At 38.3% G+C, this 24,283-nt stretch carries 29 protein-coding genes; 25 read left to right on the forward strand and 4 right to left on the reverse strand.

Going from position 1 to position 24,283, the window contains the following annotated elements; genetic code table 11:
• The first annotated feature begins 128 nt into the window (after window positions 1-128).
• The 4 genes from ABI125_13390 to ABI125_13405 all read left to right on the forward strand — a co-directional run bounded on the left by ABI125_13390 (window position 129) and on the right by ABI125_13405 (window position 2,846).
• Window positions 129-1,079, forward strand: coding sequence for a D-2-hydroxyacid dehydrogenase (locus ABI125_13390; GenBank protein XCF05707.1), 951 nt, complete (start codon window positions 129-131; stop codon window positions 1,077-1,079).
• A 128-nt stretch (window positions 1,080-1,207) separates the two neighbouring features.
• Complete coding sequence (locus ABI125_13395; GenBank protein XCF05708.1) at window positions 1,208-1,849, forward strand: DUF937 domain-containing protein; 642 nt, start codon at window positions 1,208-1,210, stop codon at window positions 1,847-1,849.
• Window positions 1,850-2,068: 219 nt separating this feature from the next.
• The gene (locus ABI125_13400) at window positions 2,069-2,506 is read left to right on the forward strand and encodes a DUF6146 family protein (protein ID XCF05709.1); all 438 of its coding nucleotides are present in this window, start codon (window positions 2,069-2,071) and stop codon (window positions 2,504-2,506) included.
• A 37-nt stretch (window positions 2,507-2,543) separates the two neighbouring features.
• On the forward strand, window positions 2,544-2,846 hold the full coding sequence (locus ABI125_13405; GenBank protein XCF05710.1) for a DUF6787 family protein: 303 nt from the start codon (window positions 2,544-2,546) through the stop codon (window positions 2,844-2,846).
• A 322-nt stretch (window positions 2,847-3,168) separates the two neighbouring features.
• Here ABI125_13405 and ABI125_13410 read toward each other — a convergent pair whose 3' ends face one another.
• Together ABI125_13410 and ABI125_13415 are read right to left on the reverse strand one after the other, a co-directional pair.
• The gene (locus tag ABI125_13410) at window positions 3,169-3,549 is read right to left on the reverse strand and encodes a transcriptional repressor (protein XCF05711.1); all 381 of its coding nucleotides are present in this window, start codon (window positions 3,547-3,549) and stop codon (window positions 3,169-3,171) included.
• On the reverse strand, window positions 3,540-3,779 hold the full coding sequence (locus ABI125_13415; GenBank protein XCF07926.1) for a hypothetical protein: 240 nt from the start codon (window positions 3,777-3,779) through the stop codon (window positions 3,540-3,542). Before ABI125_13415 ends, ABI125_13410 begins: the two co-directional genes overlap by 10 nt.
• Between ABI125_13415 and ABI125_13420 the strand changes: the two genes are divergently transcribed.
• The 11 genes from ABI125_13420 to ABI125_13470 all read left to right on the forward strand — a co-directional run bounded on the left by ABI125_13420 (window position 3,700) and on the right by ABI125_13470 (window position 12,779).
• Window positions 3,700-4,035 (forward strand): MerC family mercury resistance protein, encoded by a 336-nt coding sequence (locus ABI125_13420; GenBank protein XCF07908.1) that lies wholly within the window; start codon window positions 3,700-3,702, stop codon window positions 4,033-4,035. The two genes, ABI125_13415 and ABI125_13420, sit on opposite strands and share 80 nt — an antisense overlap.
• Before the next feature lie 82 nt (window positions 4,036-4,117).
• The gene (locus ABI125_13425; GenBank protein ID XCF05712.1) at window positions 4,118-4,882 is read left to right on the forward strand and encodes a hypothetical protein; all 765 of its coding nucleotides are present in this window, start codon (window positions 4,118-4,120) and stop codon (window positions 4,880-4,882) included.
• A gap of 169 nt (window positions 4,883-5,051) precedes the next feature.
• The gene (locus tag ABI125_13430; protein ID XCF05713.1) at window positions 5,052-5,549 is read left to right on the forward strand and encodes a hypothetical protein; all 498 of its coding nucleotides are present in this window, start codon (window positions 5,052-5,054) and stop codon (window positions 5,547-5,549) included.
• Between the two features lie 44 nt (window positions 5,550-5,593).
• On the forward strand, window positions 5,594-6,787 hold the full coding sequence (locus ABI125_13435) for a GTP-binding protein (protein ID XCF05714.1): 1,194 nt from the start codon (window positions 5,594-5,596) through the stop codon (window positions 6,785-6,787).
• A gap of 10 nt (window positions 6,788-6,797) precedes the next feature.
• A complete protein-coding gene (mog, locus tag ABI125_13440) occupies window positions 6,798-7,331 on the forward strand; it encodes a molybdopterin adenylyltransferase (GenBank protein ID XCF05715.1) in 534 nt (177 codons plus the stop codon).
• Window positions 7,332-7,365: 34 nt separating this feature from the next.
• The gene (locus ABI125_13445; GenBank protein XCF05716.1) at window positions 7,366-8,295 is read left to right on the forward strand and encodes a GTP-binding protein; all 930 of its coding nucleotides are present in this window, start codon (window positions 7,366-7,368) and stop codon (window positions 8,293-8,295) included.
• A complete protein-coding gene (locus tag ABI125_13450; GenBank protein ID XCF05717.1) occupies window positions 8,279-8,908 on the forward strand; it encodes an ATP-binding cassette domain-containing protein in 630 nt (209 codons plus the stop codon). The genes ABI125_13445 and ABI125_13450 overlap by 17 nt, the downstream gene beginning before the upstream one ends.
• The gene (locus ABI125_13455) at window positions 8,905-10,185 is read left to right on the forward strand and encodes an ABC transporter permease (GenBank protein XCF05718.1); all 1,281 of its coding nucleotides are present in this window, start codon (window positions 8,905-8,907) and stop codon (window positions 10,183-10,185) included. The genes ABI125_13450 and ABI125_13455 overlap by 4 nt, the downstream gene beginning before the upstream one ends.
• A gap of 61 nt (window positions 10,186-10,246) precedes the next feature.
• A complete protein-coding gene (locus ABI125_13460) occupies window positions 10,247-10,684 on the forward strand; it encodes a hypothetical protein (GenBank protein XCF05719.1) in 438 nt (145 codons plus the stop codon).
• Window positions 10,685-10,769: 85 nt separating this feature from the next.
• Entirely contained in the window at window positions 10,770-11,285 is a 516-nt protein-coding gene (locus ABI125_13465; GenBank protein ID XCF05720.1) for a DUF3124 domain-containing protein, read from the forward strand.
• Window positions 11,286-11,321: 36 nt separating this feature from the next.
• Window positions 11,322-12,779, forward strand: a complete 1,458-nt coding sequence (locus tag ABI125_13470; GenBank protein ID XCF05721.1) for a potassium/proton antiporter — start codon at window positions 11,322-11,324, stop codon at window positions 12,777-12,779.
• Window positions 12,780-13,193: 414 nt separating this feature from the next.
• Here ABI125_13470 and ABI125_13475 read toward each other — a convergent pair whose 3' ends face one another.
• Window positions 13,194-13,799 (reverse strand): thioredoxin family protein, encoded by a 606-nt coding sequence (locus ABI125_13475; GenBank protein ID XCF05722.1) that lies wholly within the window; start codon window positions 13,797-13,799, stop codon window positions 13,194-13,196.
• A 5-nt stretch (window positions 13,800-13,804) separates the two neighbouring features.
• Window positions 13,805-14,353: a TlpA disulfide reductase family protein gene (locus ABI125_13480; GenBank protein ID XCF05723.1), complete on the reverse strand. Its 549-nt coding sequence runs from the start codon at window positions 14,351-14,353 to the stop codon at window positions 13,805-13,807.
• 226 nt (window positions 14,354-14,579) lie between these two features.
• On the opposite strand from ABI125_13480, the gene ABI125_13485 reads away from it, so the two are divergent.
• From ABI125_13485 to ABI125_13530, 10 genes are all read left to right on the forward strand, one after another.
• Window positions 14,580-15,029 carry a MarR family transcriptional regulator gene (locus ABI125_13485; GenBank protein ID XCF05724.1) on the forward strand — a complete coding sequence of 150 codons (450 nt, stop codon included), beginning with the start codon at window positions 14,580-14,582 and terminating at the stop codon, window positions 15,027-15,029.
• 258 nt (window positions 15,030-15,287) lie between these two features.
• Window positions 15,288-16,694, forward strand: a complete 1,407-nt coding sequence (locus tag ABI125_13490) for an anthranilate synthase component I family protein (protein ID XCF05725.1) — start codon at window positions 15,288-15,290, stop codon at window positions 16,692-16,694.
• Between the two features lie 272 nt (window positions 16,695-16,966).
• Complete coding sequence (locus tag ABI125_13495) at window positions 16,967-17,533, forward strand: aminodeoxychorismate/anthranilate synthase component II (GenBank protein XCF05726.1); 567 nt, start codon at window positions 16,967-16,969, stop codon at window positions 17,531-17,533.
• A 266-nt stretch (window positions 17,534-17,799) separates the two neighbouring features.
• Entirely contained in the window at window positions 17,800-18,792 is a 993-nt protein-coding gene (trpD, locus tag ABI125_13500; protein XCF05727.1) for an anthranilate phosphoribosyltransferase, read from the forward strand.
• Window positions 18,793-18,891: 99 nt separating this feature from the next.
• Window positions 18,892-19,674 carry an indole-3-glycerol phosphate synthase TrpC gene (gene trpC, locus ABI125_13505; protein XCF05728.1) on the forward strand — a complete coding sequence of 261 codons (783 nt, stop codon included), beginning with the start codon at window positions 18,892-18,894 and terminating at the stop codon, window positions 19,672-19,674.
• A gap of 117 nt (window positions 19,675-19,791) precedes the next feature.
• Entirely contained in the window at window positions 19,792-20,424 is a 633-nt protein-coding gene (locus ABI125_13510; GenBank protein ID XCF05729.1) for a phosphoribosylanthranilate isomerase, read from the forward strand.
• Window positions 20,425-20,495: 71 nt separating this feature from the next.
• Window positions 20,496-21,680, forward strand: a complete 1,185-nt coding sequence (gene trpB / locus ABI125_13515; protein ID XCF05730.1) for a tryptophan synthase subunit beta — start codon at window positions 20,496-20,498, stop codon at window positions 21,678-21,680.
• An 83-nt stretch (window positions 21,681-21,763) separates the two neighbouring features.
• Entirely contained in the window at window positions 21,764-22,528 is a 765-nt protein-coding gene (trpA, locus tag ABI125_13520; GenBank protein XCF05731.1) for a tryptophan synthase subunit alpha, read from the forward strand.
• Between the two features lie 12 nt (window positions 22,529-22,540).
• Complete coding sequence (locus ABI125_13525; GenBank protein XCF05732.1) at window positions 22,541-23,821, forward strand: NAD(P)/FAD-dependent oxidoreductase; 1,281 nt, start codon at window positions 22,541-22,543, stop codon at window positions 23,819-23,821.
• Window positions 23,821-24,282, forward strand: a complete 462-nt coding sequence (locus ABI125_13530) for a tRNA (cytidine(34)-2'-O)-methyltransferase (GenBank protein XCF05733.1) — start codon at window positions 23,821-23,823, stop codon at window positions 24,280-24,282. Before ABI125_13525 ends, ABI125_13530 begins: the two co-directional genes overlap by 1 nt.
• Window position 24,283 lies beyond the last annotated feature (1 nt).

The following is a 24,283-nucleotide window of genomic DNA, read 5'->3' on the forward strand; positions in this document are numbered from 1 at the left end:
CAATTGCCGTGTGCAGTGTTTACTCAAATTTAAACAATACCGTCATTCCGAACGAAGTGAAGGAATCTCTTAAAAAAGATTACGATGCTAACTTCCTCGTAATGACAAATTAAAAAGAAAAATTAAAAATGAAAGTATTAGCAAACGACGGTATTTCTCAAAGTGGTATAAAAGCCCTTGAAAAAGGAGGATACGAAGTAATCACAACAACCGTAGCTCAAGAACAATTAGCCAACTACATCAACGAAAAAGACATCGCTGTTCTATTGGTTCGTAGCGCAACTACCGTTCGAAAAGATTTAATTGACGCTTGCCCGGGCCTAAAAATTATTGGCCGCGGTGGTGTTGGTATGGACAATATTGATGTAGAATATGCTCGTGAAAAAGGCTTGCACGTTATCAATACACCTGCAGCTTCTTCGCACTCTGTAGCCGAATTGGTTTTCGGTCATTTTTACGGATTGGCGCGTTTTCTTCACAATGCCAACCGAGAAATGCCTCTTGAAGGAGACAGCAACTTTAAAGGTTTAAAGAAAGCTTACGCCAAAGGCACCGAACTTAAAGGGAAAACTTTAGGTGTTTTAGGTTTTGGCCGTATCGGTCAAGCTACCGCAAAAGTAGCTTTGGGCGCTGGAATGAAAGTAGTGGCTTTCGATCCGTTTTTGGAAAAAGCCAATTTGGAATTGGAATTTTTCGACGGACAAAAAGTAAACTTCGAAATCAACACCATTTCAAAAGAAGACGTTTTAAAACAAGCCGATTTCTTAACATTACACGTACCTGCACAAAAAGATTACGTTATCGATGAAGCCGAGTTCAACATGATGAAAGACGGTGTTATCATTGCCAACGCAGCACGTGGTGGTGTAGTAAACGAAGTGGCTTTGGTTAAAGCGATTGAAAGCGGAAAAGTAGCCAGAGCTGCTCTAGATGTTTTTGAAAAAGAGCCAAAACCAGAAATGCAATTGTTAATGAACCCTGCACTATCGTTAACACCTCACACCGGTGCAGCCACTAACGAAGCACAAGACAGAATTGGTGAAGAATTGGCTACGCAAATCATCAGTATTCTCGGGTAATTTCCAAAATAATTGAAATTGGCCAACATTCCATGTGACCAAAACGTTATAAATGAGTCCTAACTACAACGGTTAGGACTTTTTTTGTACCTTACCTTTTACTTTTAATCTTACAAAAAATAAATATCATGTCCGGAATTTTAGACCTTTTAAACAGTGATTTAGGAAAAACAATTATTAGCGGCGTATCGGGTTCAACGGGAACCGATGAAACCAGAACGAGCAGCGTGCTTACCATGGCATTACCCGTACTTATGAAAGCTATGGAACGAAATGCCTCAACACCGCAAGGTGCAGAAGGGTTAATGGGAGCCTTAATGAACAGTAAACATGACGGAAGTATTATTGAAAATATTGGTGGCCTATTTAGTGGTGGTGTTGATGATGCCGTAAAAAATGATGGCGACAAAATTTTAAGTCATGTTTTAGGAACAAAAAAACAAGGCGTAGAAAAAATAATCGGTGAAAAGTCGGGTGTTAGTGCCGGCGATGTGGGCAACATCCTAAAAGTGGCCGCTCCTATTTTAATGGGCGTTTTGGGAAAACAGGCCAGACAAAACAATGTGAGTACACCAAATGATTTGGGAGGTTTGCTTGGAGGTTTGCTCGGAGGAAACTCAGCCAAAGAAGAGCAAAGCTTTTTGGAAAAAATACTCGATGCCGACGGCGATGGCAGCGTTGTTGACGATGTAGCCGGAATGGTTTTAGGAAGCGCAAAAAAGAAAGGCGGACTAGGAGGTCTATTAGGCGGCTTGTTTGGCGGAAAATAACAATCTTTTTTTAACACTTAAAGATTTGGCGTCGAGAACGGTATCGTTTTCGGCGCTTTTTTGTTAAAACCTCTTAAATCAGGCCACTCAAAAAATAGTTTTCGTAAATTTAGAATATGCCAAATGGCGTTCCCTAATTAAAAGTAATGGTTTACTCATTGTGGTTTCGTAACTACTTCCCTTTGGCCTTAAATTTGAATAAACCATTAAAATAAAACTATGAAAAAACTATTCTACATATTTATCCTAACGGTCTTAGCTTTCAATTGCAATACCACAAAACAAACGGCTTCAAAAAGTGACGAACGCTTAGAAAACCTTAAGGACAACGATACGGTTGTTATTTCCAGCGACAAAACCGAATACGAAATCATTATCATCGAACCCGGTTTCAACTTTTGGGTGGCTAGCCGAGCTAGGCCTCACGGTTTTTACTCACAACAATATTTGGAAAACCGAAACTATCAATACGTTATCGAATGGAATCAACGCGTACTTCAACCTCAGCGCTTTAACCCTAACTTATATGAGCTTCAAATTGATTATCAACCCAACATTGACTACGGTTACGAAGTAAACTACTTACTATATAATTATTTTATATACTTCCAAATGACCTACAATCAAAGATTAGGGCCGTGGGTGCCTCGTATTTAATTGTGATTTTAGTACTTTTGCAACTAAAACGCAGACTTTGGAAAAATTAAAAGCGCGCTGGGGCATTGACAACAATTGGCAAATAGCTATTATTTTTTTGGTTTTTGCCATAACGGGATCAACAGCTTCATACATTGGCAAACCTATTTTAAGCTATTTACACATCACTACAGAAAGTTTTGGAACATTTGGCTATTGGGTTACCCGAATCATTTTACTTTTTACAGTATATCAGTTTTTGCTAGTAGGTTTTGGCTGGCTTTTTGGGCAACACCAATTCTTTTGGAATTTTGAAAAAAAGATGCTTCGCCGAATTGGACTAAAACGTTTTGTAGATTAATTGACGGAACAAAAATTACATATCGTTTTTAGGGTACTCTCGTTATTTTTAGTGGCCACCTTGTTATTGCCGGCTTCTCATAAAATGGCACACCTATTTGAGCACCACGAGCATAAAGTTTGTAATAGCGATACCCTACCCATTTTCATCAAGTGGATTTAGATTGTGATTTTCAAAAATTCCATGTAAATCAAACTTACACATTTGCGCACTTGCAACTGGAACTGACACTATCCCGTAAAGTGTGTAAATAAAATTTATCGAGGATTTGACTTAATTAAAGGAGGATATTTTGGTTTGTTATCTTAATCCTCTTTAAATGTTAATTAGTACAATCCTCACACTTTCCCTGAATTAAAACTTGAGAAGCCACTACCTCGCGGTTTGCAATGTTGGGTATTTGCACGTTGATATTTAAACAATCTACCTTTCCACATTCCAGGCATTGAAAGTGCGGGTGCGAATCTACATGTGTTTCCTTTGTGCAACTATGGCATTGAGCATACCATTTAATACCACTTTTTCCTAAAAAGGAATGCAGCACCCCATCATCCTCAAGCCTTTCTAACGTGCGATAAATAGTCGATTTATTAATTTTTGGCTCTAGTCGCTTTGTTAGATCTGTTACCGAAATAGCCGCAGAATTCCTGCTAAACTCAGAAAGCAACAAGTCTATAGATTGTGTTTTTCTAATTACTCCCATAAGTACAAATTTAACACAACACAATTGTAATAACAAGCAATATCATTATATTTGCAACTAAGTTGCATTAATAAGTCGTAAATGAGCATCTCAATAAAAAAATCTGACACTTGGGGAGCATTGGCCAGTTCGCTTTGTTTAGTACATTGTTTGGCCACTCCATTTTTATTTACAGCACAGGCATCGGCCATTTGTTGCCATAGTAATGCTCCTACATGGTGGTATGGCATCGATTTTGTTTTCTTGATTATTTCTTTTTTTGCTATTTATCGTTCTGCCAAAACCAGTACAAACCCATTTATAAAAAAAGGCTTGTGGGTTTGTTGGAGCTTCCTTTTCGTATTGATTGTTAACGAGAGGCTAGAATGGCTTCATCTATCTGAACTTTTTCTGTATGCAACTGCTATTTCTCTTGTGGTGCTTCACCTGTACAATTTAAAGTATTGTCAATGTAAGAAAGGTTTATGCTGTTCCTTCCCTAAATAAAATCAAATCAACCATCGAATTTGTCAACGTTTAATTAAAAGCACCAAACATTTATATAGTTAAAATCATAAAACTTTTTATTATGAAAATAAAAGCCACTGTAAAAAAACACTATCCCAACGCAAAAACCGGAGCGGAAATAACCGAAAGCTATTTATCCCTTCTTGAAAAGGAGTATAAATCAGATTTAAAGAAAATGTTGTTTGCTACCTCTGTTTGTTCAGACGACGTGAATGTTTCTACCGATTTCCGTAGGGTTTTGAGTCGTCCATTTACTATGGGAGGATTGGGAGGACTGCCTTATTCTGGCTTTACAGGCATGGTAGCATTTTCGCACCATATACCAGACGGTGGAGATGCTTTCATATTTTATGGACCGCACATAGGTATTACTGACAATGGCGAATTAGGGAGAATGCGCAGAATTGGACAATCTCGTTTAACCAACAGCTGTGGGGCATTAATGCTTGCCTTAGAAAGGTTTAAAAAAAGTAACGAAGAACCTACTTATGTTCCTCAAAGCGTATACTATGATTACCAACAAATACAATTGGAACAATCGCTTATGCCCTTTAAACACGAAATCCTTCATTCAGATAACCCCAAAAAGGCTATTACCGATTTTACCTATGTTGCAATCGATAAGCAAATAAAGCAACTGGTAAAAATGAGCATCAACGAATTTACTTGCGATAGAATATTTTTACTTGGAGGTGTAATTATTAATACTAGTGAGGAATTTAACGATTATGTAGATGTGAGAAACTTTGATGTTATTAACACCAAGAATACAAATGATTTTAAATCGGTTTCAATTTTAGAAACGGAAGCCTTTAAAAACCTATAAACAAATACATTAACACCCCTATAGTTTGTCGTCACAGCTTAATTTTGATGCTACTAATCTGGTTTAAACGGTAACGAGGTAAAGGAAAAACATGCCTTGTGCTAAAACATTTTAAAGCTGAACAGCAATATGCCTCTTTTCTACTTACTCTAAATAACATCTTAAATTAATGCCTAAAAGTTTATTCCTTTTGTGCCCTACAGATTGCTTGGAACCTATTATAAATAGCAGGTTCCATAAAGAAAATTATTTCTACACCTCTCTAGGAAACTCTTTTATTTATAATAGAAAAACCATTAAGCACATTCATAAATTGATAAAAAAGCATCAAATCGAAGAAATATATTTCGTACTCTCCAGCGATAACCAAATTATTCTAGATGCATTGGGCAATCAAGATTTCTCAAACTTTAAAGCTTTAAACCGCTTTTACAACGATATTAACAAACACACAGCACATTTAGACACTATATGGCATAGCAGTAGTCTTAAATTTTCAATTATTTCATATTACCTGAATAGAAAAATCAAACTACTGCAATCCGAAATAGATAAAAATTTCGATTATCAAATTAAGATACGCGGAAAAATTTACGACAAACAAGATCATGTCTTCACGGCAATATATTCCGATTTGATAAGCATTGAAAAACATCACTTAAATTAAAAGCATATTTCCAGTCTTTATTCTCAAAAATATTTCTTTCTAAAATGAAAAAACTACCCGTTACTGTATTAAGTGGGTTTCTAGGAGCAGGAAAAACCACCTTACTCAACCATATTTTGCACAACAAACAAGGCCTAAAAGTTGCTGTTATCGTTAACGATATGAGCGAGGTTAATATTGATGCGCAGTTTATACAAAATGAAAACACACTTTCAAGGACCGAAGAAAAACTGGTAGAAATGTCTAACGGGTGTATTTGCTGCACGCTCAGGGAAGACCTCATGGAAGAGGTTGAAAAACTGGCAATGCAAAACAAATTCGATTACCTTTTAATTGAAAGTACTGGTATTAGCGAACCCATTCCCGTTGCCCAAACCTTTACTTTTGAAAGTGAAGATGGCTCAATAGACTTGAGCCGCTTTAGTTACATAGACACTATGGTAACCGTTGTTGACGCCTTTAATTTTTTAAAAGATTTTTCTAGTTCTGACTACCTTGTCACTAGAGAACTTACAGATATTGAAGGCGACAACAGAACCATTGTCAACCTGCTTACCGACCAAATTGAATTTGCTAATGTTATTATTCTTAACAAAGAGGATTTAGTTACACAAAATCAATTAGAAGAACTCAAGGCTATTATCGGTTCGTTAAATCCAGAAGCAAAAATAATTTCTGCCCATCAATCAAAAGTAGATCTGAAACAAGTCATCAATACTGGGCTGTTCGATTATGCAAAAGCAGAAGCTTCGGCAGGATGGCTAAAAGAATTAGAAAACGAACACGTGCCTGAAACAGAAGAGTACGGTATAGGCTCATTTGTTTTTAGAAGCAAAAGGCCATTCCATTCAGAACGTTTTTTAGACTATCTCAATCAAGAATTTCCGCAAAACATCATCAGGAGCAAAGGTTTGTTTTGGCTATCGTCCAGACCCAACCAAGCACTTCTATGGAGTTCAGCGGGCGGTTCTTGCAAAGCCGATAACGCTGGGGTTTGGTGGGCATCCATGCCGTTTTCAGAGCGCATTAACTATGCGGCTTTTATTGAAAACCAAGCCGAAATAGAAGCGAATTGGGATCCTATGTTTGGTGATCGAAAAATAGAACTTGTATTTATAGGAATACATTTAAAAAAAGAGAAAATGCTTAGTCAATTAAATGATTGCCTGCTTACTGATACCGAGGTAAAATTATGGAAAGCCCAATTGCTTCCCCAAGAGGACAAGTGGCCCGTTTAAAATCAAAAAAATGGATATTATCAAAATAGGCATTATAACCGTTAGCGACAGAGCCAATGCAGGAATTTATGAAGACATTAGTGGTAAAGCCATCATAAATACGCTTAATGAATATTTAATTTCCTCATGGAATGAAGTCTATAGAATAGTTCCCGATGAGCAAAAAATTATAGAGAACACACTTATCGATTTCGTCGATAATGAAAACTGTTGCTTAGTTATCACCACAGGTGGAACGGGCCCTGCAAAACGCGATGTTACCCCAGAAGCCACCGAGGCGGTTTGCGACCGAATGATGCCAGGTTTCGGGGAGCTTATGAGAACCGAATCTTTAAAATACGTTCCAACAGCTATTTTATCAAGACAAACAGCGGGACTTAGAGGCAATAGTTTAATCGTTAACCTCCCCGGCAAACCCAAGTCCATTAGAGAATGTTTAGATGCCATTTTTCCAGCCATTCCGTATTGTATCGACCTTATGGAAGGCCCTTTTTTAAAATGCAATGAATCAATAATAAAACCGTTTAGACCTAATAAACAGTAAATTTGCATAAAACACTGTAAGACTCCGCAAAAAAATGGAAGCTTTAATTACCATAGTAGGCTTTTTGGGCGCTGGAAAAACGACGCTTTTAAAGTATTTGATCGAACACTTTAACAACAAAGCCTGGAATCCATACGTGATTCTGAACGATTACGAAAATGCCAACATGGACGTTCAGCATTTTAGGGAGCAACTTAACACCAATACCATAAAACCTTTAAGCGGAAGTTGTATTTGTTGCAGTGGTATTGTTGAACTTCGGGAAACGGTTAATAGAATTCCTAAACGAGAAAACGGCATTACACTTATTGAAGCCAATGGCACCTCTGATGCCTGCTCGCTAATGGAGTTTCTTGGGGTTGGACTGAACGATAGATTTTCACCCCCTATCCAGGTTTCTGTAGTCGATGCCCAAAATTGGCAAAAACGTGGCGAACATAATGAATTGGAAGCTAACCAAATTCAAGTATCATCACTTATTGTTTTAACACACTTAGAACAAACAGATTTAAACCGCAAAAAAGAAGTCATCGCCTCCCTTGGAAAAATAAATCCAACAGCCAAGGTAATCGCTATGGCAGATTTGGACATCGAACTGCTTCCCGAGCTCGTCCCCTCACAAAGCACTCCGCAGCAGCTTAATCACCAAAAAGCACATTGGGCATCCTGCTCGATAGATTTGCCCAACCTACCTAGCCGGGATCATATCGTGAAAATTTGCAATGCACTCCCCAAAACCATTCTAAGGATAAAAGGCTGCACTAAAATAGGTGAAGCTAATAATTATACTTTTTTTGAACGTACACCCGATGGAGAAATTCATATAAGACCTTTTAATGGAGTGCCTATAACCGGGTGCAAATTGCTGACCATTGGACCTGGCAGCGAACCTCTTATTTTAGAGCGTGCTATAAAATCGAATATTGAATCAACAAATTACACTCAAAATGATACACACGAGTGAGCTTTCATTCAAATATAAAAACAGTAACACCCTGTTCCGTTTTCCCGAAATTAATTTAAATGCACAAGACAGCCTCCTAATGCTCGGTGAATCTGGAATTGGAAAAACCACCTTGCTTCATCTTTTGGCTGGTATTTTAAAACCAGATAGTGGAAAAATCATGATACATCATACCGATTTAACCACTCTATCTCGAAGTCAAATGGATAAATTTCGCGGTGAACACATCGGTTTGGTGTTTCAAAAAAAACATGCCATTCCTTCGTTAACCGTTTACGAAAACCTAAAAACCCGATTGTTTTTCAGCAACAAAAATATTGATGAGTTAGCTGTCGATACGGTATTGGAACAACTCAACTTAAAGGCATGCAAACACAAAAACATAAATGAAATTAGCGAAGGCCAGTTACAACGCTTGGGTATAGCCATGGCGGTAATACACCAACCTAGAGTTATTTTGGCCGACGAGCCTACTTCGAGTTTAGACGACAAAAATTGCAACATGGTTATCAACCTTTTAAAGGAACAAGCCGAAAAAAACAGTGCCAATTTAATAGTCATTACCCACGATCATAGAATCAAACACGTATTCCAAAACACCATTACCCTATGAACATTTGGAAAATCAGCATAAAAAACATTAAATCAAAACCGTTTTACACGTTTTTAAGCATCATCACGCTGTCCTTGAGCATTACCTTGCTTTTAGGCATTCAGCAATTAAAAAGTTCGTTTCAACATCAAATGGACAACAACCTGAGCAATATCGATGTTGTTGTTGGCGCAAAAGGCAGTCCGTTGCAGCTCATTTTATCGTCGGTGTTGCATTTAGACAATCCCACTGGGAATATTCCGTTTAAAGAGGCCAAAAAAATTGAAAAAAATCCGATGGTTAAATCGGTGGTTCCCATTTCGTATGGCGATAACTACAAAGGGTTTAGAATTGTGGGCACCAACCCGGCGTTCTACGCCATTTACAAAGCTGAAATCGCACAAGGCCAAAAACCCCAAAGCGCCATGGAAGTGGTGCTTGGCAGCGACGTAGCCAACCAATTAAACCTAAATTTAGGTGATACATTTTCCAGCTCGCACGGATTAATTGAAAACACCGTGGAAGTACACGACGAAAAACTAACTGTTGTCGGCATTTTAAAACCGACAACAAAAGTCATAGACCGATTAATTGTCTGTAATTTGGAAACCGTTTGGGATGTTCACGACCATGGCCAAGATGAGCATTCGGATGAACAAAACAACAATCATGAAAATGAAGACGAACACAACCATAAGGATGAGATTCACGAACATGAAGACCATGAAAACCATGCGCATGAAACAGAAAAAGAGGTTACGGCTTTATTGGTAACGTTTAGAAGCCCCATGGCACTTTTAACCTTTCCTAAAAAAATAAACGAACAAAGCAACCTGCAAGCGGCTTTGCCAAAATTTGAACTCGATCGGCTATTCCAATATACAAGTATTGGTTTTGAAACCATTAATTGGATAGCCTATCTTATATTATTCATTTCTGCCCTAACTATTTTTATCAACCTTTATAAAATGGTAAAAGAACGCGCGTTCGATTTGGCATTGTTACGCACCTATGGCGCCAGTACTTTTCAAATTATAAAAATTGTGGCTTATGAAGGTATAGCTATTACTTTTACCGCATTTGTACTCGGTGCATTACTCACAAAAACAGCATTGTATTTCATACTAAAATTCGCTAATTTTAGTTATAAACAAAACATGATTCAGCCTTTAGGTTTACACGAAATAGCACAAACTGCCGGATTGGTTTTTGCCATGGTAGCATTTTCTGTTATTTTAGCCATTTACCCTATATTAAAAATGAATATTTCAACCATACTTAGCCAAGAAGGTCGATAACACCTAGCATCGAGCAAAGCCAAACCAACCAAACTAAACCCCACCCCAAAAAAACGATAATATGAAGCACAACATTTTAATCATTTTGTTTTTTATAAGTACCGCGGTTTGTTTTGGCCAGCAAAAAATAACTTGGGAAGATTTAGCCAAGGTAAAGTTTAGTGAAAAATATTTTCCAAAATTTGATGATACATTCTTGTATCCGGCATTCTCTACCGATATCAAAGCTTTGGAAGGGAAAGTGGTTACGATTAAAGGATATTTTTTAAACATATCTCCAGAAGACAAATTATACATACTATCTAAAGGCCCCATGGCCTCCTGCTTTTTTTGTGGCGTTGGCGGACCGGAAACGGCTGTTGAGCTTCAGTTTAAATCAAAGCAAAATTTTAACACTGATGACATCGTCGCGGTAACAGGAAAATTAAAACTCAACAAGGACGACGTGGAGCATTTCAATTATATCCTCACAGACTGTGAAGCGGCTTTAATCGAGTAATATTTCTTTCTGGCATTGCTCTGTTTGAACCAAAATGTTTTTTTACCTTTAAAACGTAAATCGCATTCCAAAAACCATCGCAGCCATGAAACAAACGCTACTACTTTATAGCTTCATAATATGCTCTATTTTAAGTTGTAACGAACAACCCAAGACATCGCCCCCCATACACGCAGAAAATTGGGCCAACCGGAAAATTGAAATTAAGGACAAGGATTCTTTGGAATACGGGAAATCGTACTTATCGATTTACTCGCAGATTTACAGCATATCGCAACACAAAACCCATAATTTAACCGCTATGGTTAGCTTGCGCAATACCAGCGATACCGACACCATTTACCTGCTTAAAGCAGAATACTTTGACACTCATGGGGTTTCGGTAAGGAACTATTTTAACCACCCTATTTTTTTGGCTCCCATGGAAACCACCGATATTATTATTGATGAAAAGGACGTTGCCGGTGGTACGGGTTCCAACTTCATTTTTGAATGGAAAATTCCGAAAAACTGTCCCGAGCCCTTGTTTGAAGGCATTATGAATTCAACCATGGGGCAACAAGGCCTATCATTTACCACACAAGCCAAACGGATAAAATAATCTAATTTGTTATCTATAAATTTTCACAAATGACAAATGAACTTAGAAATTGAAAACATATTGCTTGTTGGTTCCCTATTACTCTTTGTGAGCATTATAGTGGGCAAAACATCCTATAAATTTGGCGTCCCCACCTTACTTTTATTTTTAGCTATTGGCATGCTGGCAGGATCAGACGGCATTGTGGGCATTCGTTTTGACGACCCTAAACTGGCACAATTTATTGGTATCGTTTCCCTTAATTTTATTTTATTCTCGGGAGGATTGGACACTAATTGGAATTCGGTAAAACCCATTATAAAAGAGGGTATCATGCTATCTACGGTTGGGGTATTGCTCACAGCCACATGTTTAGGCGTTTTCGTTTGGTCGATTACCGATTTCACCATTTACGAAAGCATGTTATTAGGTTCAATTGTGTCATCTACCGATGCGGCTGCCGTATTCTCCATTTTACGCTCCAAAAATTTAGCACTACGCACCAACCTGCGCCCAACATTGGAATTGGAAAGCGGTAGTAACGACCCTATGGCTTATGTACTGACCATTGCTTTTTTAAGCCTAGTAGTCAATCAAGACCAAAGTTTTCTTTCTATAATCCCACTGTTTTTACAACAAATGATTTTGGGTGGTATTTCAGGGTTTATCTTCGGAAAAGTTAGCAAAACCATTATCAATAAAATAAAGCTCGGTTTTGAGGGGCTTTACCCGGTTTTGGTTATAGCCCTAATGTTCATCACGTTTTCAGCCACCGATTTTATTGGCGGAAACGGATTTTTAGCCATTTACATTTGCGCCGTTTATTTAGGCAACCAAGATTTAATACATAAATCAACTATTTTAAAGATGTTCGATGGTTTGGCTTGGCTCATGCAAATCGTTTTGTTCCTAACACTCGGGCTACTTGTGTTCCCCACGCAAATCATCCCATATATGGGCATTGGTTTACTCATATCCCTGTTTTTAATCGTTGTGGCGCGCCCAGTAAGTGTGTTTTTGAGCATGGCGTTTTTTAAAATGAAAAATAGACGTCGACTGTATATTTCTTGGGTAGGGCTACGTGGCGCCGTTCCCATCGTGTTTGCCACTTACCCTCTTTTGGCCGGCATTGAAAAGGCCGATATGATTTTTAATATTGTATTTTTTATTTCGGTAACCTCGGTTTTAATTCAAGGCACCACCCTTTCCATTTTCGCCAAATGGCTCAACGTGGGGCTTCCCGAAGCAGTAAAACCCTTTTCTGAAAGCGATCGCTATATTCTGGATTTGCCCAAAACAGCCATGGAGGAAATTACCATATCGCCCACAAGCAGCGCTGTAAACAAGCGCATTATCGATATACATTTTCCGAAATCGGCATTTATAGTGATGATAAAACGAAACAATAAGTTTGTTAGGCCAGGAGGATCGACAGTGATTGAGGCCAACGATACCTTGGTGGTGTTAATGGATAACGAAAATAGCTTGGATGAAGTGAATCAAGTTATTGCTTAATTTTAATTCTAATCAAACTCGTTTGTAAATGTTCTGCTATGACATCATTATTAGTTTACTGAAAAGGCTTAATATTGGATTTGCAAGTATTTTGGCCGTATTCGATTAAAGACTCACTTTAATCATCACAATCAAAAGGGTTTCTTGACAATTTAATAAGTAAATAAAATATGTCCAAAATTGAATACTTTTTTCCTTTCAATATAAAAGATGGATTTTGTAAAAACATACAATATTTCAATGTATCGTTAAGTGCTCCATCTGGCGTAGCAGTAAAGCAAGTTTAGAGACATACTCAAAGCTTTCATAAGAAATCGCCTTTTGGTCAATTTACTACAAGACGGCATTTACATAAAAAAGCTCCGAATTCATTTTCGGAGCTTTTTGTTTTTTGGGGAAGTTAAAAATCGTATCCTAAACCTTAATCGTGCAACCAATTGCTTTTGTTTCTTTTTGCGGCACATCTTCACCCGTTAACAAAGCATCAACAGCGTCTTCAACGTATTTGGTTGTTACCGCCGTTTCGTCTTTGTAATTATCGTCAATGGCTCCAATGTATTTAACCACATTACCGGCATCGGTTTTTTGCAATACAAAAATATGCGGTGTTTTTGTGGCTCCAAATTTTGGGTACACACTTTGCTCGGCATCGATTAAATAAGGAAAGGTAAAGCCTTTGCTCTCTGCTCGCTTTTTCATGGCATCTAAATTATCACCAGGCTTTACGGCAATATTATTGGGCATAATGGCAATCACCGGATAGCCTTTTTCTTCATATTTATTGTTAAGTGCAATTATTCGGTCTTCATACATCACTGCATACGGGCAAGTATTGCAGGTAAACGTAACGATGTAACCTTTGGCATCTTCATAATCTGAAAGCGACACCATATTACCATCAATATTTTCTAAGGAGAAATCTTCGGCGACATCGCCAATTTTGTAACCATCGCTAACGGTAAAGGCACTAATTAGCACCAAAACAAGTGCTGCTGTAAGAAACTGGATAGACTTTTTCATAATTATTAGTGGTTTAAAAATGGATTTAGTTTTTCTTTTAATTCTTCATAATTAAATGACTGCTCATAAAATTCACGAGTATCATTTTTATATATTAATGTCGCAGGAATAGAGCCCGACCAAGCTTCGCTTATTTTAGGAATCCACGAATTCATATCAGGGTCATCCAGCGCCACAACCTTACTCTGAAGTTGATGTTTTTTTATGAAGGGCTTAAGCTTTTTATCGTATAAATGCGGAAAATCCAAACTCACCAATAGCACCTCTACACCCTTGTCTTTATAATCGGCATGCAATTTTTCAAAATAAGGCAACTCCTTAACGCACGGCGCGCACCACGTTGCCCAAAAATTAATAACGTGTATTTTATCATCCTTCTTTTCAAGGAATTTTTTAAAACCAGCAAAATCGTAAACCTCTAAATCCATCGAAGCTTTCTCCTGCTTGACGTCAATCTGCTGAGTTGAATCGACAGCCAGCATTTCAGCTTTTTTTTCATTTTTACAACTGAACAGTAAGCATATAATGGCTATAGATACTAGTTTTATTTTCATATGTATTCTTTCATAAAATTTTCAAACTCAATTTTGATAGTGTCCAACCAATTACTTAAAAACCAATCAAGCAATTAATTTCCTTTCTTGAGCTTTATAAATTTAAATAATACTTAAACTCTATACCGCTTTTTAACAGTATTTTATGTTAAAAGTAAATCCGACGTCAATCAATCGCAAAAAAATTCTAAATTATTTCTGTATTTTTAGGAGCAACAACCAACAAATGAACATAGAACAAATCCTTAAAATAAACTCCGATTTGCCTTTGCACAAAAAGGTGGTGATTAACCTGTTTTTCACTTACGGATTGATAAACGGGAAACTAAACGAAGCACTCAAGCCCCACGATATTTCCCTACAGCAGTTTAATGTGCTTCGTATTTTACGTGGGCAAAAAGGCCGCCCCGTAACTTTGGCTGCCATCCAGGAACGCATGGTCAATAAAATGAGTAACACCACTCGTTTGGTTGACAAACTTGTTAAAAAGAAGTATGTATCTAAAACCAAAAACAATACCAACAAACGGAAAATAGATATTACAATTACCCAACAAGGGCTCGATTTCCTGAATGATATTGACAATTTAGTAGAAACTTCAGAAATAGAATTTACAAGTGCACTTAGCCCCACCGAACAACGCGAACTCATCAGGCTATTGAACAAACTGGACTAACAGGTGCAATTGCTAACCAAAACACGAAAAAACTCCTTAATATTTTGGGTAATAATTTTTTCGTTTTTATATTTGAGCCATTAAAAAACAAAACATGAACATAATTTTAAATACAGCTTGGTGGTGGTGCTTTAGAAACTAACGATTCGTGAAGTAAAAACCTAGTATATTTAAAACTCAAAATATAAAAAAGGCTTGTCAATTCACGACAAGCCTTTTTTTATTATTCTGAAATCATTTCAGAGAAACTAAAAATAAATGGAAAAATACAGTCTTTATACCCACCACAAACGCATTTTAACCGATACCATTACGCCCGTAACGGTGTACTATAAAATACGCGACAAATACCCGAATAGTATTCTTTTGGAAAGTGGTGACTACCACCGCAACCATAAAAACTTTTCATATATCTGCTTTAACCCCATCGCGTCGATTAAAGTAGAAAACGAAGTGATTTCGCAAACCTTTCCCGATGGAAGCACCACCAGTTTAAACATAACCGATGGTGTAAATGTGGTGGACGAAATCTACAATTTCACCAAACGATTTGATGTTAAAACCGAAGAGAATTTCAAGTTCATTAACAACGGCATTTTTGGCTATACGGCTTATGATGCCGTTAGATATTTTGAAGACATTGAAATCGGCAAAAAAGACAATTCGGTAATCATCCCCGATGTGTATTATGCAGTTTATAAAAACATCATAGCCATCAATCACTTTAAAAATGAAGCCTACATTTTTGCCCACTGTTACGAGGATAACGAAAACAATATCCACGAAATAGACAAACTCATAAACGTTCAAAATTTTGCTTCGTACAACTTTAATACAAAGGGCGACATCAATTCGAACTTAACTGATGAAGAGTTTAAACAAAACGTAGAGTTGGCCAGAAAACATTGCCAACGTGGTGATGTATTTCAATTAGTGCTTTCTCGACGTTTTTCGCAAGAGTTTGCGGGCGACGATTTCAATGTTTACCGTGCACTAAGAAGCATTAACCCCTCGCCGTATTTATTTTATTTCGATTATGGTGATTTTAAAATATTTGGTAGTTCGCCCGAAGCACAACTTATTGTTTCCGATGGTTTGGCTGAAATCCACCCCATTGCAGGAACGTTTAAACGTACCGGCGACGACGCAAAAGATGCCGTTTTGGCCGAACAATTAAAAAACGACGACAAAGAGAATGCCGAGCACGTCATGTTGGTCGATTTGGCTCGAAATGACCTCAGCCGACACGGTAGCCAAGTGAATGTGGAAACCTATCGCGAGGTTCAATTTTTCTCACATGTTATCCATTTAGTGAGTAAAGTTACCGGGCATAAGCACGACACCACCTCAACCATGCAAGTGGTGGCCGATACCTTCCCCGCAGGTACGCTAAGCGGAGCACCCAAACATATGGCCATGCAGCTCATTGAAAAGTATGAAAAAACAAGCCGAGGCTATTACGGTGGAGCCATTGGGTTTATGGATTTTGATGGCAATTTTAACCACGCCATCATGATTAGAACCTTTTTAAGCAAAGACTACAAACTGAATTGGCAAGCCGGTGCCGGAATGGTTTCAAAATCGGACCAAGAAAGTGAATTACAGGAAGTTTACAATAAACTGGGGGCTTTAACCAAAGCTATCAAAATAGCAGAAGATATATGAGTTTAGAAAAAAAGGAATAATTGAAATCAACAGAAAATAATTAACAAAAAGCAAAGTCCCTTTTTCCGATGGAATCGGGACCATCAATCTGCAGAAATAATGAGCGAAGGAATGAAGATGCAAAGCGAAGCTTTAAGCACGAAGTTCCGAAAGCGAATGTTCCGCAGGAATTTCCTCAGATTGATTTGATTTTTTGGTTCGTTTTGTATCAAGACAAAATGAACATAAACAAAAGAGATTCCGCTTTGGCAGGAATGACAAACTGAAAACGAATGAAAAAAATACTAGTAATAGATAACTACGACAGTTTCACCTATAATCTCGTTCATTATTTGGAAGATTTAAACTGCGATGTTACCGTAGTAAGAAACGACAAACTGGCTTTGGAAGATGTTGAGCCATTCAGCAAAATTGTATTATCTCCTGGCCCAGGCATTCCCGACGAAGCCGGACTGTTAAAAGCCATTATTGAAAAATATGCCCCAACCAAAAGCATTTTAGGTGTATGTTTAGGCCAGCAAGCCATAGGCGAAGTGTTTGGTGGTTCATTGGTGAATCTAGATGATGTTTACCACGGCGTGGCCACCCAAGTGGAAATTTGTGTGGATGACGAACCTATTTTTAACGGACTGGACAAAAATATTGAAGTGGGCCGTTACCACTCGTGGGTGGTGCATCCTGATTTGCCCGAGAGTTTGGAAGCCACTTCGTTTGACGAAAACGGACAAGTGATGTCATTACGCCACAAAATTTACGACGTAAAAGGTGTACAATACCACCCCGAATCGGTATTAACACCAGACGGCAAAAAAATATTGGAAAATTGGGTGAACCAGTAAAAATTGAAAGCAGATAAAAATAAGAAAATAAAATAGTAAAAAATCGAGTCCCAAATTTCGACCAAGTCGAAAGCATCAATCTGCAGAAATAATGAGCGTAGAAACGAAGATGCAAAGCAAAGCTTTAAGCACGAAGTTCCGAAAGCGAATGTTCCGCAGGAATTTCCTCAGATTGATTTGATTTTTTGGTTCGTTTTGTATCAAGACAAAATGAACAATAATTTTAGAACAATTAAAACAATTTCCGATTTCGCAGCAATAGTAAAATGAAAGATATATTAAACAGACTGATAAACCACGACACGCTAACCACCGAGGAAGCCAAACAAGTTATCGTTAACATATCCAACGATATGTACAACCCGAGTCAAATTGCTTGTTTTCTTTCTGTTTTTATGATGCGCAGCATTACCATTGAAGAACTCACGGGATTCAGAAATGCTTTGTTGGAGCTTTGTGTTCCTATTGACCTCAGAGAATTCGATGCCATTGATATTGTAGGTACGGGTGGTGACGGAAAAAACACGTTTAATATTTCCACCCTATCCTCGTTTATAACGGCAGGTGCAGGAGTTAATGTATCGAAACATGGTAATTACGGCGTATCGTCCACTTCGGGATCTTCAAACGTTATGGAAACATTGGGAGTAAAATTTTCCAACAACAAAGATTTTTTAAAACGCTGTGTGGACCAAGCGGGCATTTGTATTTTGCACGCGCCGCTATTCCATCCGGCCATGAAAAATGTGGCTCCAATTAGAAAAGAATTGGGCGTAAAAACCTTTTTCAATATGTTGGGCCCCATGGTAAATCCGTCGTTTCCAAAAAACCAATTATTGGGCGTTTATAATTTGGAACTTTTGCGCTTGTACAGTTTCATTTATCAAAACACCGATAAAAATTACAACATTGTTTATGCTTTAGATGGCTACGACGAAATTTCATTAACCGGAAAAGCTAAAATAGTATCGAATCATTCCGAGAAACTGTTTTCTCCGGAAGATTTAGGAGTAAAACCAGTAAAACAAGACGCGATTTTTGGAGGCAACAGTATTGAAGATGCCGCAAAAATATTTGTGGATATTATAAGCGGAAACGGTACCGAAGCACAAAACAACGTGGTGTGTGCCAATGCAGGATTAGCCATCGCTACGGCCGAACAAATTTCGCATAAAGAAGGTTTTGAGTTAGCCAAAGCATCCTTATTTTCTGGTAAAGCCAAAACGAGTTTAGATAAATTGATTGAATTGAGTAAATAACGTCATTACGAGGAGAAAAACGACGCGGTAATCTCGTTAAAACATACAGATTGCCACAACTTTTTTCACAAGTTTCGCAATGACGATTCGAAAACAAAAATGAATATTTTAGACAAAATAGTAATCGACAAACGCAACGAGGTAAACCTCAGAAAAGGTTTAATTCCCGTTTCGCAATTAGAGCAATCGGTGCTTTTCAATAGAGAAACCGTTTCTTTGTCAAATACATTACGAAATAGCAAGTCGGGCATTATTGCCGAACACAAACGGCGCTCGCCATCAAAATCAGTCATCAACCACACCTTAAACGTTCAAGACGTTGCCACAGGTTACGAGAATGCCGGTGTTTGTGGCATGTCGGTTTTAACCGATGGCAAATATTTCGGCGGTTCGTTGGACGACTTATTAACCGCCCGAGCCAGTTGCAATTTACCGTTATTGAGAAAGGAATTCATTATTGACGAATATCAAATCCTAGAGGCCAAAGCCTATGGTGCCGATGTTATTCTGTTGATTGCCGCTATTTTAACTCGCGATGAAATCAAGCAATTTTCCGAGTTTGCAAAACGTTTAAATTTAGACGTGCTGTTGGAAGTGCACAACGAAGAAGAATTACATAAATCCATCATGCCAAGCCTCGATATGTTGGGCGTTAACAACCGAAACTTAAAAACGTTTGATGTTAGCTTAGAAACTAGTAAAGTCTTGAGCGAACTCATTCCAGACGATTTTGTTAAAGTATCTGAAAGTGGCATCAGCAATATTGAAGCTATTAAAGAGTTACAACCTTTTGGTTACAAAGGATTCTTAATTGGAGAAAATTTTATGAAAACGGATAATCCCGGGGCAAGTGCCACAGTATTTATAAAAAGCCTCCTCTAACTCCTCCAAAGGAGGAGAACCAGTACTCAGATGAACAAAAAGAAGCAACATATTCCACAATCTATTCCCTCTCCTTCGGGGAGGGTCAAGGAGGGGCTTCGACTTAAAATCTGCGGAATGAAATATCAAGATAACATCAAACTAGTTGCGGCTTTGCAACCCAATTATCTTGGTTTTATATTTTTCGAAAAATCCGCTAGATGCTTTGACGCTGAATCCATTCCAAATCTTCCGAATTCTATAAAAAAGACAGGCGTTTTTGTAAATGCCCCTTTAGAGTTTGTGGTTGGAAAAATAAATGAGCTCGATTTACAAGCTGTTCAATTACATGGCGAAGAATCTCCTGAATATTGTGACGCCTTACGTCATGCTGAACTTGTTTCAGCATCACATAAAAAACTTGAAATCATCAAAGTATTTTCCATTAAGGACGAGTTCAATTTTGAGGTTTTAAAACCATACGAAAACGTTGTTGACTATTTCCTTTTCGATACCAAAGGCAAGCTTCCGGGTGGCAATGGCTACACCTTCAATTGGGACGTTTTAAAAAACTACCCCTCTACCAAACCGTTTTTTTTAAGCGGCGGTATTGGAGTTGATGAAATAGAAAAAATTAAAAAATTTAATCAAAGTGAAGCATCAAAATATTGCTATGCTTTAGATATAAATAGTCAATTCGAAATAGAACCCGGATTGAAGCATATTGAATTATTAAAACAATTTAAAGCTAGTTTGTCATTCCGCACTTGATGCGGAATCCATTATAAACCGAAACTAAAAATAAAAAGATTCCCGTCTGCGCGGGAATGACAAATAAAAAAATGAAAAATTACAACGTAAACGAAAAAGGCTATTACGGCGAATTTGGAGGGGCATTTATCCCAGAAATGCTGTACCCCAATGTAGAAGAATTACGCCAAAAGTACTTAGAAGTGATGAACGAACCCTCTTTCAAGGATGAGTTCAAACAGCTTTTAAAAGATTATGTGGGGCGCCCATCGCCATTGTATTTTGCAAAACGACTTTCAGAAAAATACAACACCAAAATTTATTTGAAGCGCGAAGACTTGAACCACACCGGAGCGCACAAAATAAACAATACCATTGGCCAGATTTTAATGGCGCAGCGTTTGGGCAAAACTAGAATTATCGCCGAAACCGGTGCCGGTCAACACGGTGTGGCCACTGCAACAGTTTGCGCTCTCATGGGATTGGAATGTATCGTATACATGGGCGAAATCGACATTGCCCGCCAAGCACCAAACGTTGCCAGAATGAAAATGCTCGGCGCCACAGTAATGCCCGCCAAATCGGGAAGTCGTACTCTAAAGGATGCTACCAATGAGGCCATCCGCGATTGGATCAACAACCCCGTAAACACGCATTACATTATTGGTTCGGCCATTGGCCCACACCCATATCCTGATATGGTAACGCGTTTTCAAGCCATTATTTCCGAAGAAATAAAATGGCAACTTAAAGAACACGAAGGTCGCGAAAACCCCGATTATGTTGTGGCTTGTATTGGTGGTGGAAGTAATGCCGCTGGCACCTATTACCATTATTTGCATGAAGAAAATGTCAATATTATAGCAGTGGAAGCCGCTGGTCATGGCGTAGATTCTGGCGAGAGTGCCGCCACTTCGGTTTTGGGAAAAGAAGGCATCATCCACGGTTGTAAAACGCTGTTGATGCAAACCAACGACGGACAAATCACTGAGCCTTATTCTATTTCGGCAGGATTGGATTACCCCGGTGTGGGTCCCATGCATGCCCATTTAGCAAAAACAGGCCGTGCAGAATTTATGTCGATTACCGATGACGAGGCCATGAATGCCGGGTTGGAACTTTGCAAACTGGAAGGAATCATTCCGGCTATTGAAAGCTCGCATGCCTTGGCTATTTTCGAACAGAAAACCTTTAAGCCAGACGACGTGGTTGTAGTGAGTTTATCGGGCCGTGGCGATAAGGATTTGAATAATTATATTGAATATTTTAAAATTTAACGTCATTCCGAACGAAGTGAAGGAATCTCTTCAAAAGATTGCTTCGTCACTCCGTTCCTCGCAATGACGATAACCAAACAAAAATGAATCGAATTCAAAGCAAATTAGAAGAAAACAAAAAGTTACTTTCTATATATTTCACAGCAGGTTACCCTAATTTAAACGATACCGTTTCTATCATTCAGGATTTAGAAAAAAATGGGGTGGACATGATTGAAATCGGCTTACCATTTAGCGACCCACTAGCCGATGGCCCAACAATCCAAGAGAGTTCTACGGCTGCCTTAAAAAATGGCATGACCACCGAAACACTTTTCAATCAGTTAAAAGACATCCGAAAAACGGTTGAAATTCCGTTAATCATCATGGGGTATTTCAACCCGATGCTGCAATATGGCGTGGAGGCATTTTGCAAGAAATGCCAGGAATTGGGCATTGACGGATTGATTATTCCCGATTTACCTGTTGATGTGTACCACGAAGAGTACCAAGCTATTTTTGAAAAATACGGCTTGATCAATGTGTTTTTGATAACGCCACAAACTTCCGAAGAACGCATCCGTTACATCGATTCGATTTCCAACGGATTCATTTATATGGTGAGCAGCGCCAGTACTACGGGAGCAAAATCTGGATTTGGCGACGAACAAACCCAATATTTTGAGCGCATTGCAAAAATGGATTTAAAAAATCCGCAAGTTATTGGGTTTGGCATTAGTAATAACGAGACGTTTACCGCCGCAACCAAGTACGCCAAAGGCGCCATTATTGGCAGTGCTTTTGTTAAGCATTTAACCACTAACGGAAACAAGCAAATAGACCAATTTGTAAAATCGATATTGGGCTAAATTTAAAATAGAATGACACCTCCAGAAAGAATTATAATCATTGGTGCTGGTTTTGCCGGTTTAAGACTTGCACAGGAATTGATAAACCACCCCAACTACGAAGTCTATCTTTTAGATAAACAAAACTACCATCAATTTCAACCGTTAATGTACCAAGTGGCTTCGGCAAGATTGGAACCCGCCAGTATTTCTTTTCCGCTTCGTAAAGTTTTTCAAAAGGCAAAAAACGTCCGGATTCGGATTACAAAAGTTTCCAAAATAAATTTGGAAGAAAAATTTATCAGTACACCTATCGGCGATTTTACTTATGACCATTTAGTGATTTCCATAGGTTGCACCACCAATTACTTCGGAAATAAAAATCTAAAAAAATTTGCCTACCCAATGAAAACCATTCCTGAAGCCATTCAATTGCGCAACAGGATTTTACAAACCTTTGAAGACGCCTTAAACACCACCGACCCCGAAAAACTTCAAACCTTATTGAATTTCGTTATTGTTGGTGGCGGTCCAACCGGTGTTGAACTAGCCGGAGCCTTGGCCGAAATGAAACGCAATATTTTACCAAAGGATTACCCCGATAAGGATTTTTCAAAACTAACCATATATCTTCTGGAAGGTACGCCAAACACCCTAAGCCCCATGAGTGATGGCTCTCAAAAAATGTCACAAAAATATTTAGAAGAGTTGGGCGTAGTGGTAAAAACCAGCACTTTAGTGAGCGATTATGATGGCTTCACGGTAACCCTAAATTCTGGCGAGACCATAAATTCAAAAAACGTGATTTGGGCTGCTGGTGTTACCGGAAACATCATTGAAGGTTTTCCGGAAAGTTGCATTACCAGAGGCAACAGACTCATTGTAAACCGGCACAGTCACGTGAATGGGCTGAACCAAGTTTATGCTCTTGGCGACATTGCTTTTATGGAAACGCCCAACTACCCTACCGGACATCCGCAGGTGGCAGGTGTGGCCCTTCAACAAGCTTCGGTTTTAGCAAAAAATTTCAAAAACCTAAAAAAGGGCAAAACTCTAAAAAACTTTGAATATATTGATAAAGGCTCTATGGCTACCATTGGAAAACGAAAGGCCGTAGTCGATTTACCTAAATTAAGTTTTCAAGGCCGATTGGCCTGGTTTACCTGGATGTTTATTCATCTTATGCTTATTTTAAGCATTAAAAATAAACTGCTTATTTTCATGAATTGGATGATCAGTTATTTTAATAACGACAGTACTTTAAGGATTATAATGAAACCCGCAGCTGTAAAGGTTAAACCTAAAAAAGAGTAATGCCCTTAAACATTGTTTTAATTGAACCCGAAATACCCAACAACACCGGAAACATTGGTCGGTTAGCATTGGCTTCCGGTTCAAACTTGCACCTTGTAAAACCTTTTGGTTTTGAAATAAACGACACCCGCTTGAAACGTGCCGGATTAGATTATTGGCCGCATGTAAACATTACGTATTACGATAGTATCGCCGATTTTTTTGAAATCAATTCCAATAAAAAGATGGCGTTTCTCTCCAGCCATGGCACAAAAGACCATTGGAACATCCCTTTTGAAGACGATCTATTTTTAATCTTCGGAAAGGAATCTGTTGGGCTTCCAAAATCCATCACAGAAAAAAACGCCGATAAATTATTTAAAATCCCACTTTACAGTCCGCATATTAGAAGCCTGAATTTGGCCAATGCCGTGGGTATTGTGGTTTATGAAGGGTTGAAAAATATTTCTTATTCCCATTAAA

Source organism: Tamlana crocina (assembly GCA_040429635.1).
Classification (GTDB): Bacteria; Bacteroidota; Bacteroidia; order Flavobacteriales; family Flavobacteriaceae; genus Flavisericum; species Flavisericum crocinum.

Bases quoted from the DNA above. Each gene is read 5' to 3' on its own strand.
- ABI125_13390 (XCF05707.1), top strand. From the start codon at position 129: ATGAAAGTATTAGCAAACGACGGTATTTCTCAAAGTGGTATAAAAGCC.
- ABI125_13395 (XCF05708.1), top strand. From the start codon at position 1,208: ATGTCCGGAATTTTAGACCTTTTAAACAGTGATTTAGGAAAAACAATT.
- ABI125_13400 (XCF05709.1), top strand. From the start codon at position 2,069: ATGAAAAAACTATTCTACATATTTATCCTAACGGTCTTAGCTTTCAAT.
- ABI125_13410 (XCF05711.1), bottom strand. From the start codon at position 3,549: ATGGGAGTAATTAGAAAAACACAATCTATAGACTTGTTGCTTTCTGAG.
- ABI125_13415 (XCF07926.1), bottom strand. From the start codon at position 3,779: ATGCCATACCACCATGTAGGAGCATTACTATGGCAACAAATGGCCGAT.
- ABI125_13425 (XCF05712.1), top strand. From the start codon at position 4,118: ATGAAAATAAAAGCCACTGTAAAAAAACACTATCCCAACGCAAAAACC.
- ABI125_13430 (XCF05713.1), top strand. From the start codon at position 5,052: ATGCCTAAAAGTTTATTCCTTTTGTGCCCTACAGATTGCTTGGAACCT.
- ABI125_13435 (XCF05714.1), top strand. From the start codon at position 5,594: ATGAAAAAACTACCCGTTACTGTATTAAGTGGGTTTCTAGGAGCAGGA.
- mog (XCF05715.1), top strand. From the start codon at position 6,798: ATGGATATTATCAAAATAGGCATTATAACCGTTAGCGACAGAGCCAAT.
- ABI125_13445 (XCF05716.1), top strand. From the start codon at position 7,366: ATGGAAGCTTTAATTACCATAGTAGGCTTTTTGGGCGCTGGAAAAACG.
- ABI125_13450 (XCF05717.1), top strand. From the start codon at position 8,279: ATGATACACACGAGTGAGCTTTCATTCAAATATAAAAACAGTAACACC.
- ABI125_13455 (XCF05718.1), top strand. From the start codon at position 8,905: ATGAACATTTGGAAAATCAGCATAAAAAACATTAAATCAAAACCGTTT.
- ABI125_13460 (XCF05719.1), top strand. From the start codon at position 10,247: ATGAAGCACAACATTTTAATCATTTTGTTTTTTATAAGTACCGCGGTT.
- ABI125_13465 (XCF05720.1), top strand. From the start codon at position 10,770: ATGAAACAAACGCTACTACTTTATAGCTTCATAATATGCTCTATTTTA.
- ABI125_13470 (XCF05721.1), top strand. From the start codon at position 11,322: ATGAACTTAGAAATTGAAAACATATTGCTTGTTGGTTCCCTATTACTC.
- ABI125_13475 (XCF05722.1), bottom strand. From the start codon at position 13,799: ATGAAAAAGTCTATCCAGTTTCTTACAGCAGCACTTGTTTTGGTGCTA.
- ABI125_13480 (XCF05723.1), bottom strand. From the start codon at position 14,353: ATGAAAATAAAACTAGTATCTATAGCCATTATATGCTTACTGTTCAGT.
- ABI125_13485 (XCF05724.1), top strand. From the start codon at position 14,580: ATGAACATAGAACAAATCCTTAAAATAAACTCCGATTTGCCTTTGCAC.
- ABI125_13490 (XCF05725.1), top strand. From the start codon at position 15,288: ATGGAAAAATACAGTCTTTATACCCACCACAAACGCATTTTAACCGAT.
- ABI125_13495 (XCF05726.1), top strand. From the start codon at position 16,967: ATGAAAAAAATACTAGTAATAGATAACTACGACAGTTTCACCTATAAT.
- trpD (XCF05727.1), top strand. From the start codon at position 17,800: ATGAAAGATATATTAAACAGACTGATAAACCACGACACGCTAACCACC.
- trpC (XCF05728.1), top strand. From the start codon at position 18,892: ATGAATATTTTAGACAAAATAGTAATCGACAAACGCAACGAGGTAAAC.
- ABI125_13510 (XCF05729.1), top strand. From the start codon at position 19,792: ATGAAATATCAAGATAACATCAAACTAGTTGCGGCTTTGCAACCCAAT.
- trpB (XCF05730.1), top strand. From the start codon at position 20,496: ATGAAAAATTACAACGTAAACGAAAAAGGCTATTACGGCGAATTTGGA.
- trpA (XCF05731.1), top strand. From the start codon at position 21,764: ATGAATCGAATTCAAAGCAAATTAGAAGAAAACAAAAAGTTACTTTCT.
- ABI125_13525 (XCF05732.1), top strand. From the start codon at position 22,541: ATGACACCTCCAGAAAGAATTATAATCATTGGTGCTGGTTTTGCCGGT.
- ABI125_13530 (XCF05733.1), top strand. From the start codon at position 23,821: ATGCCCTTAAACATTGTTTTAATTGAACCCGAAATACCCAACAACACC.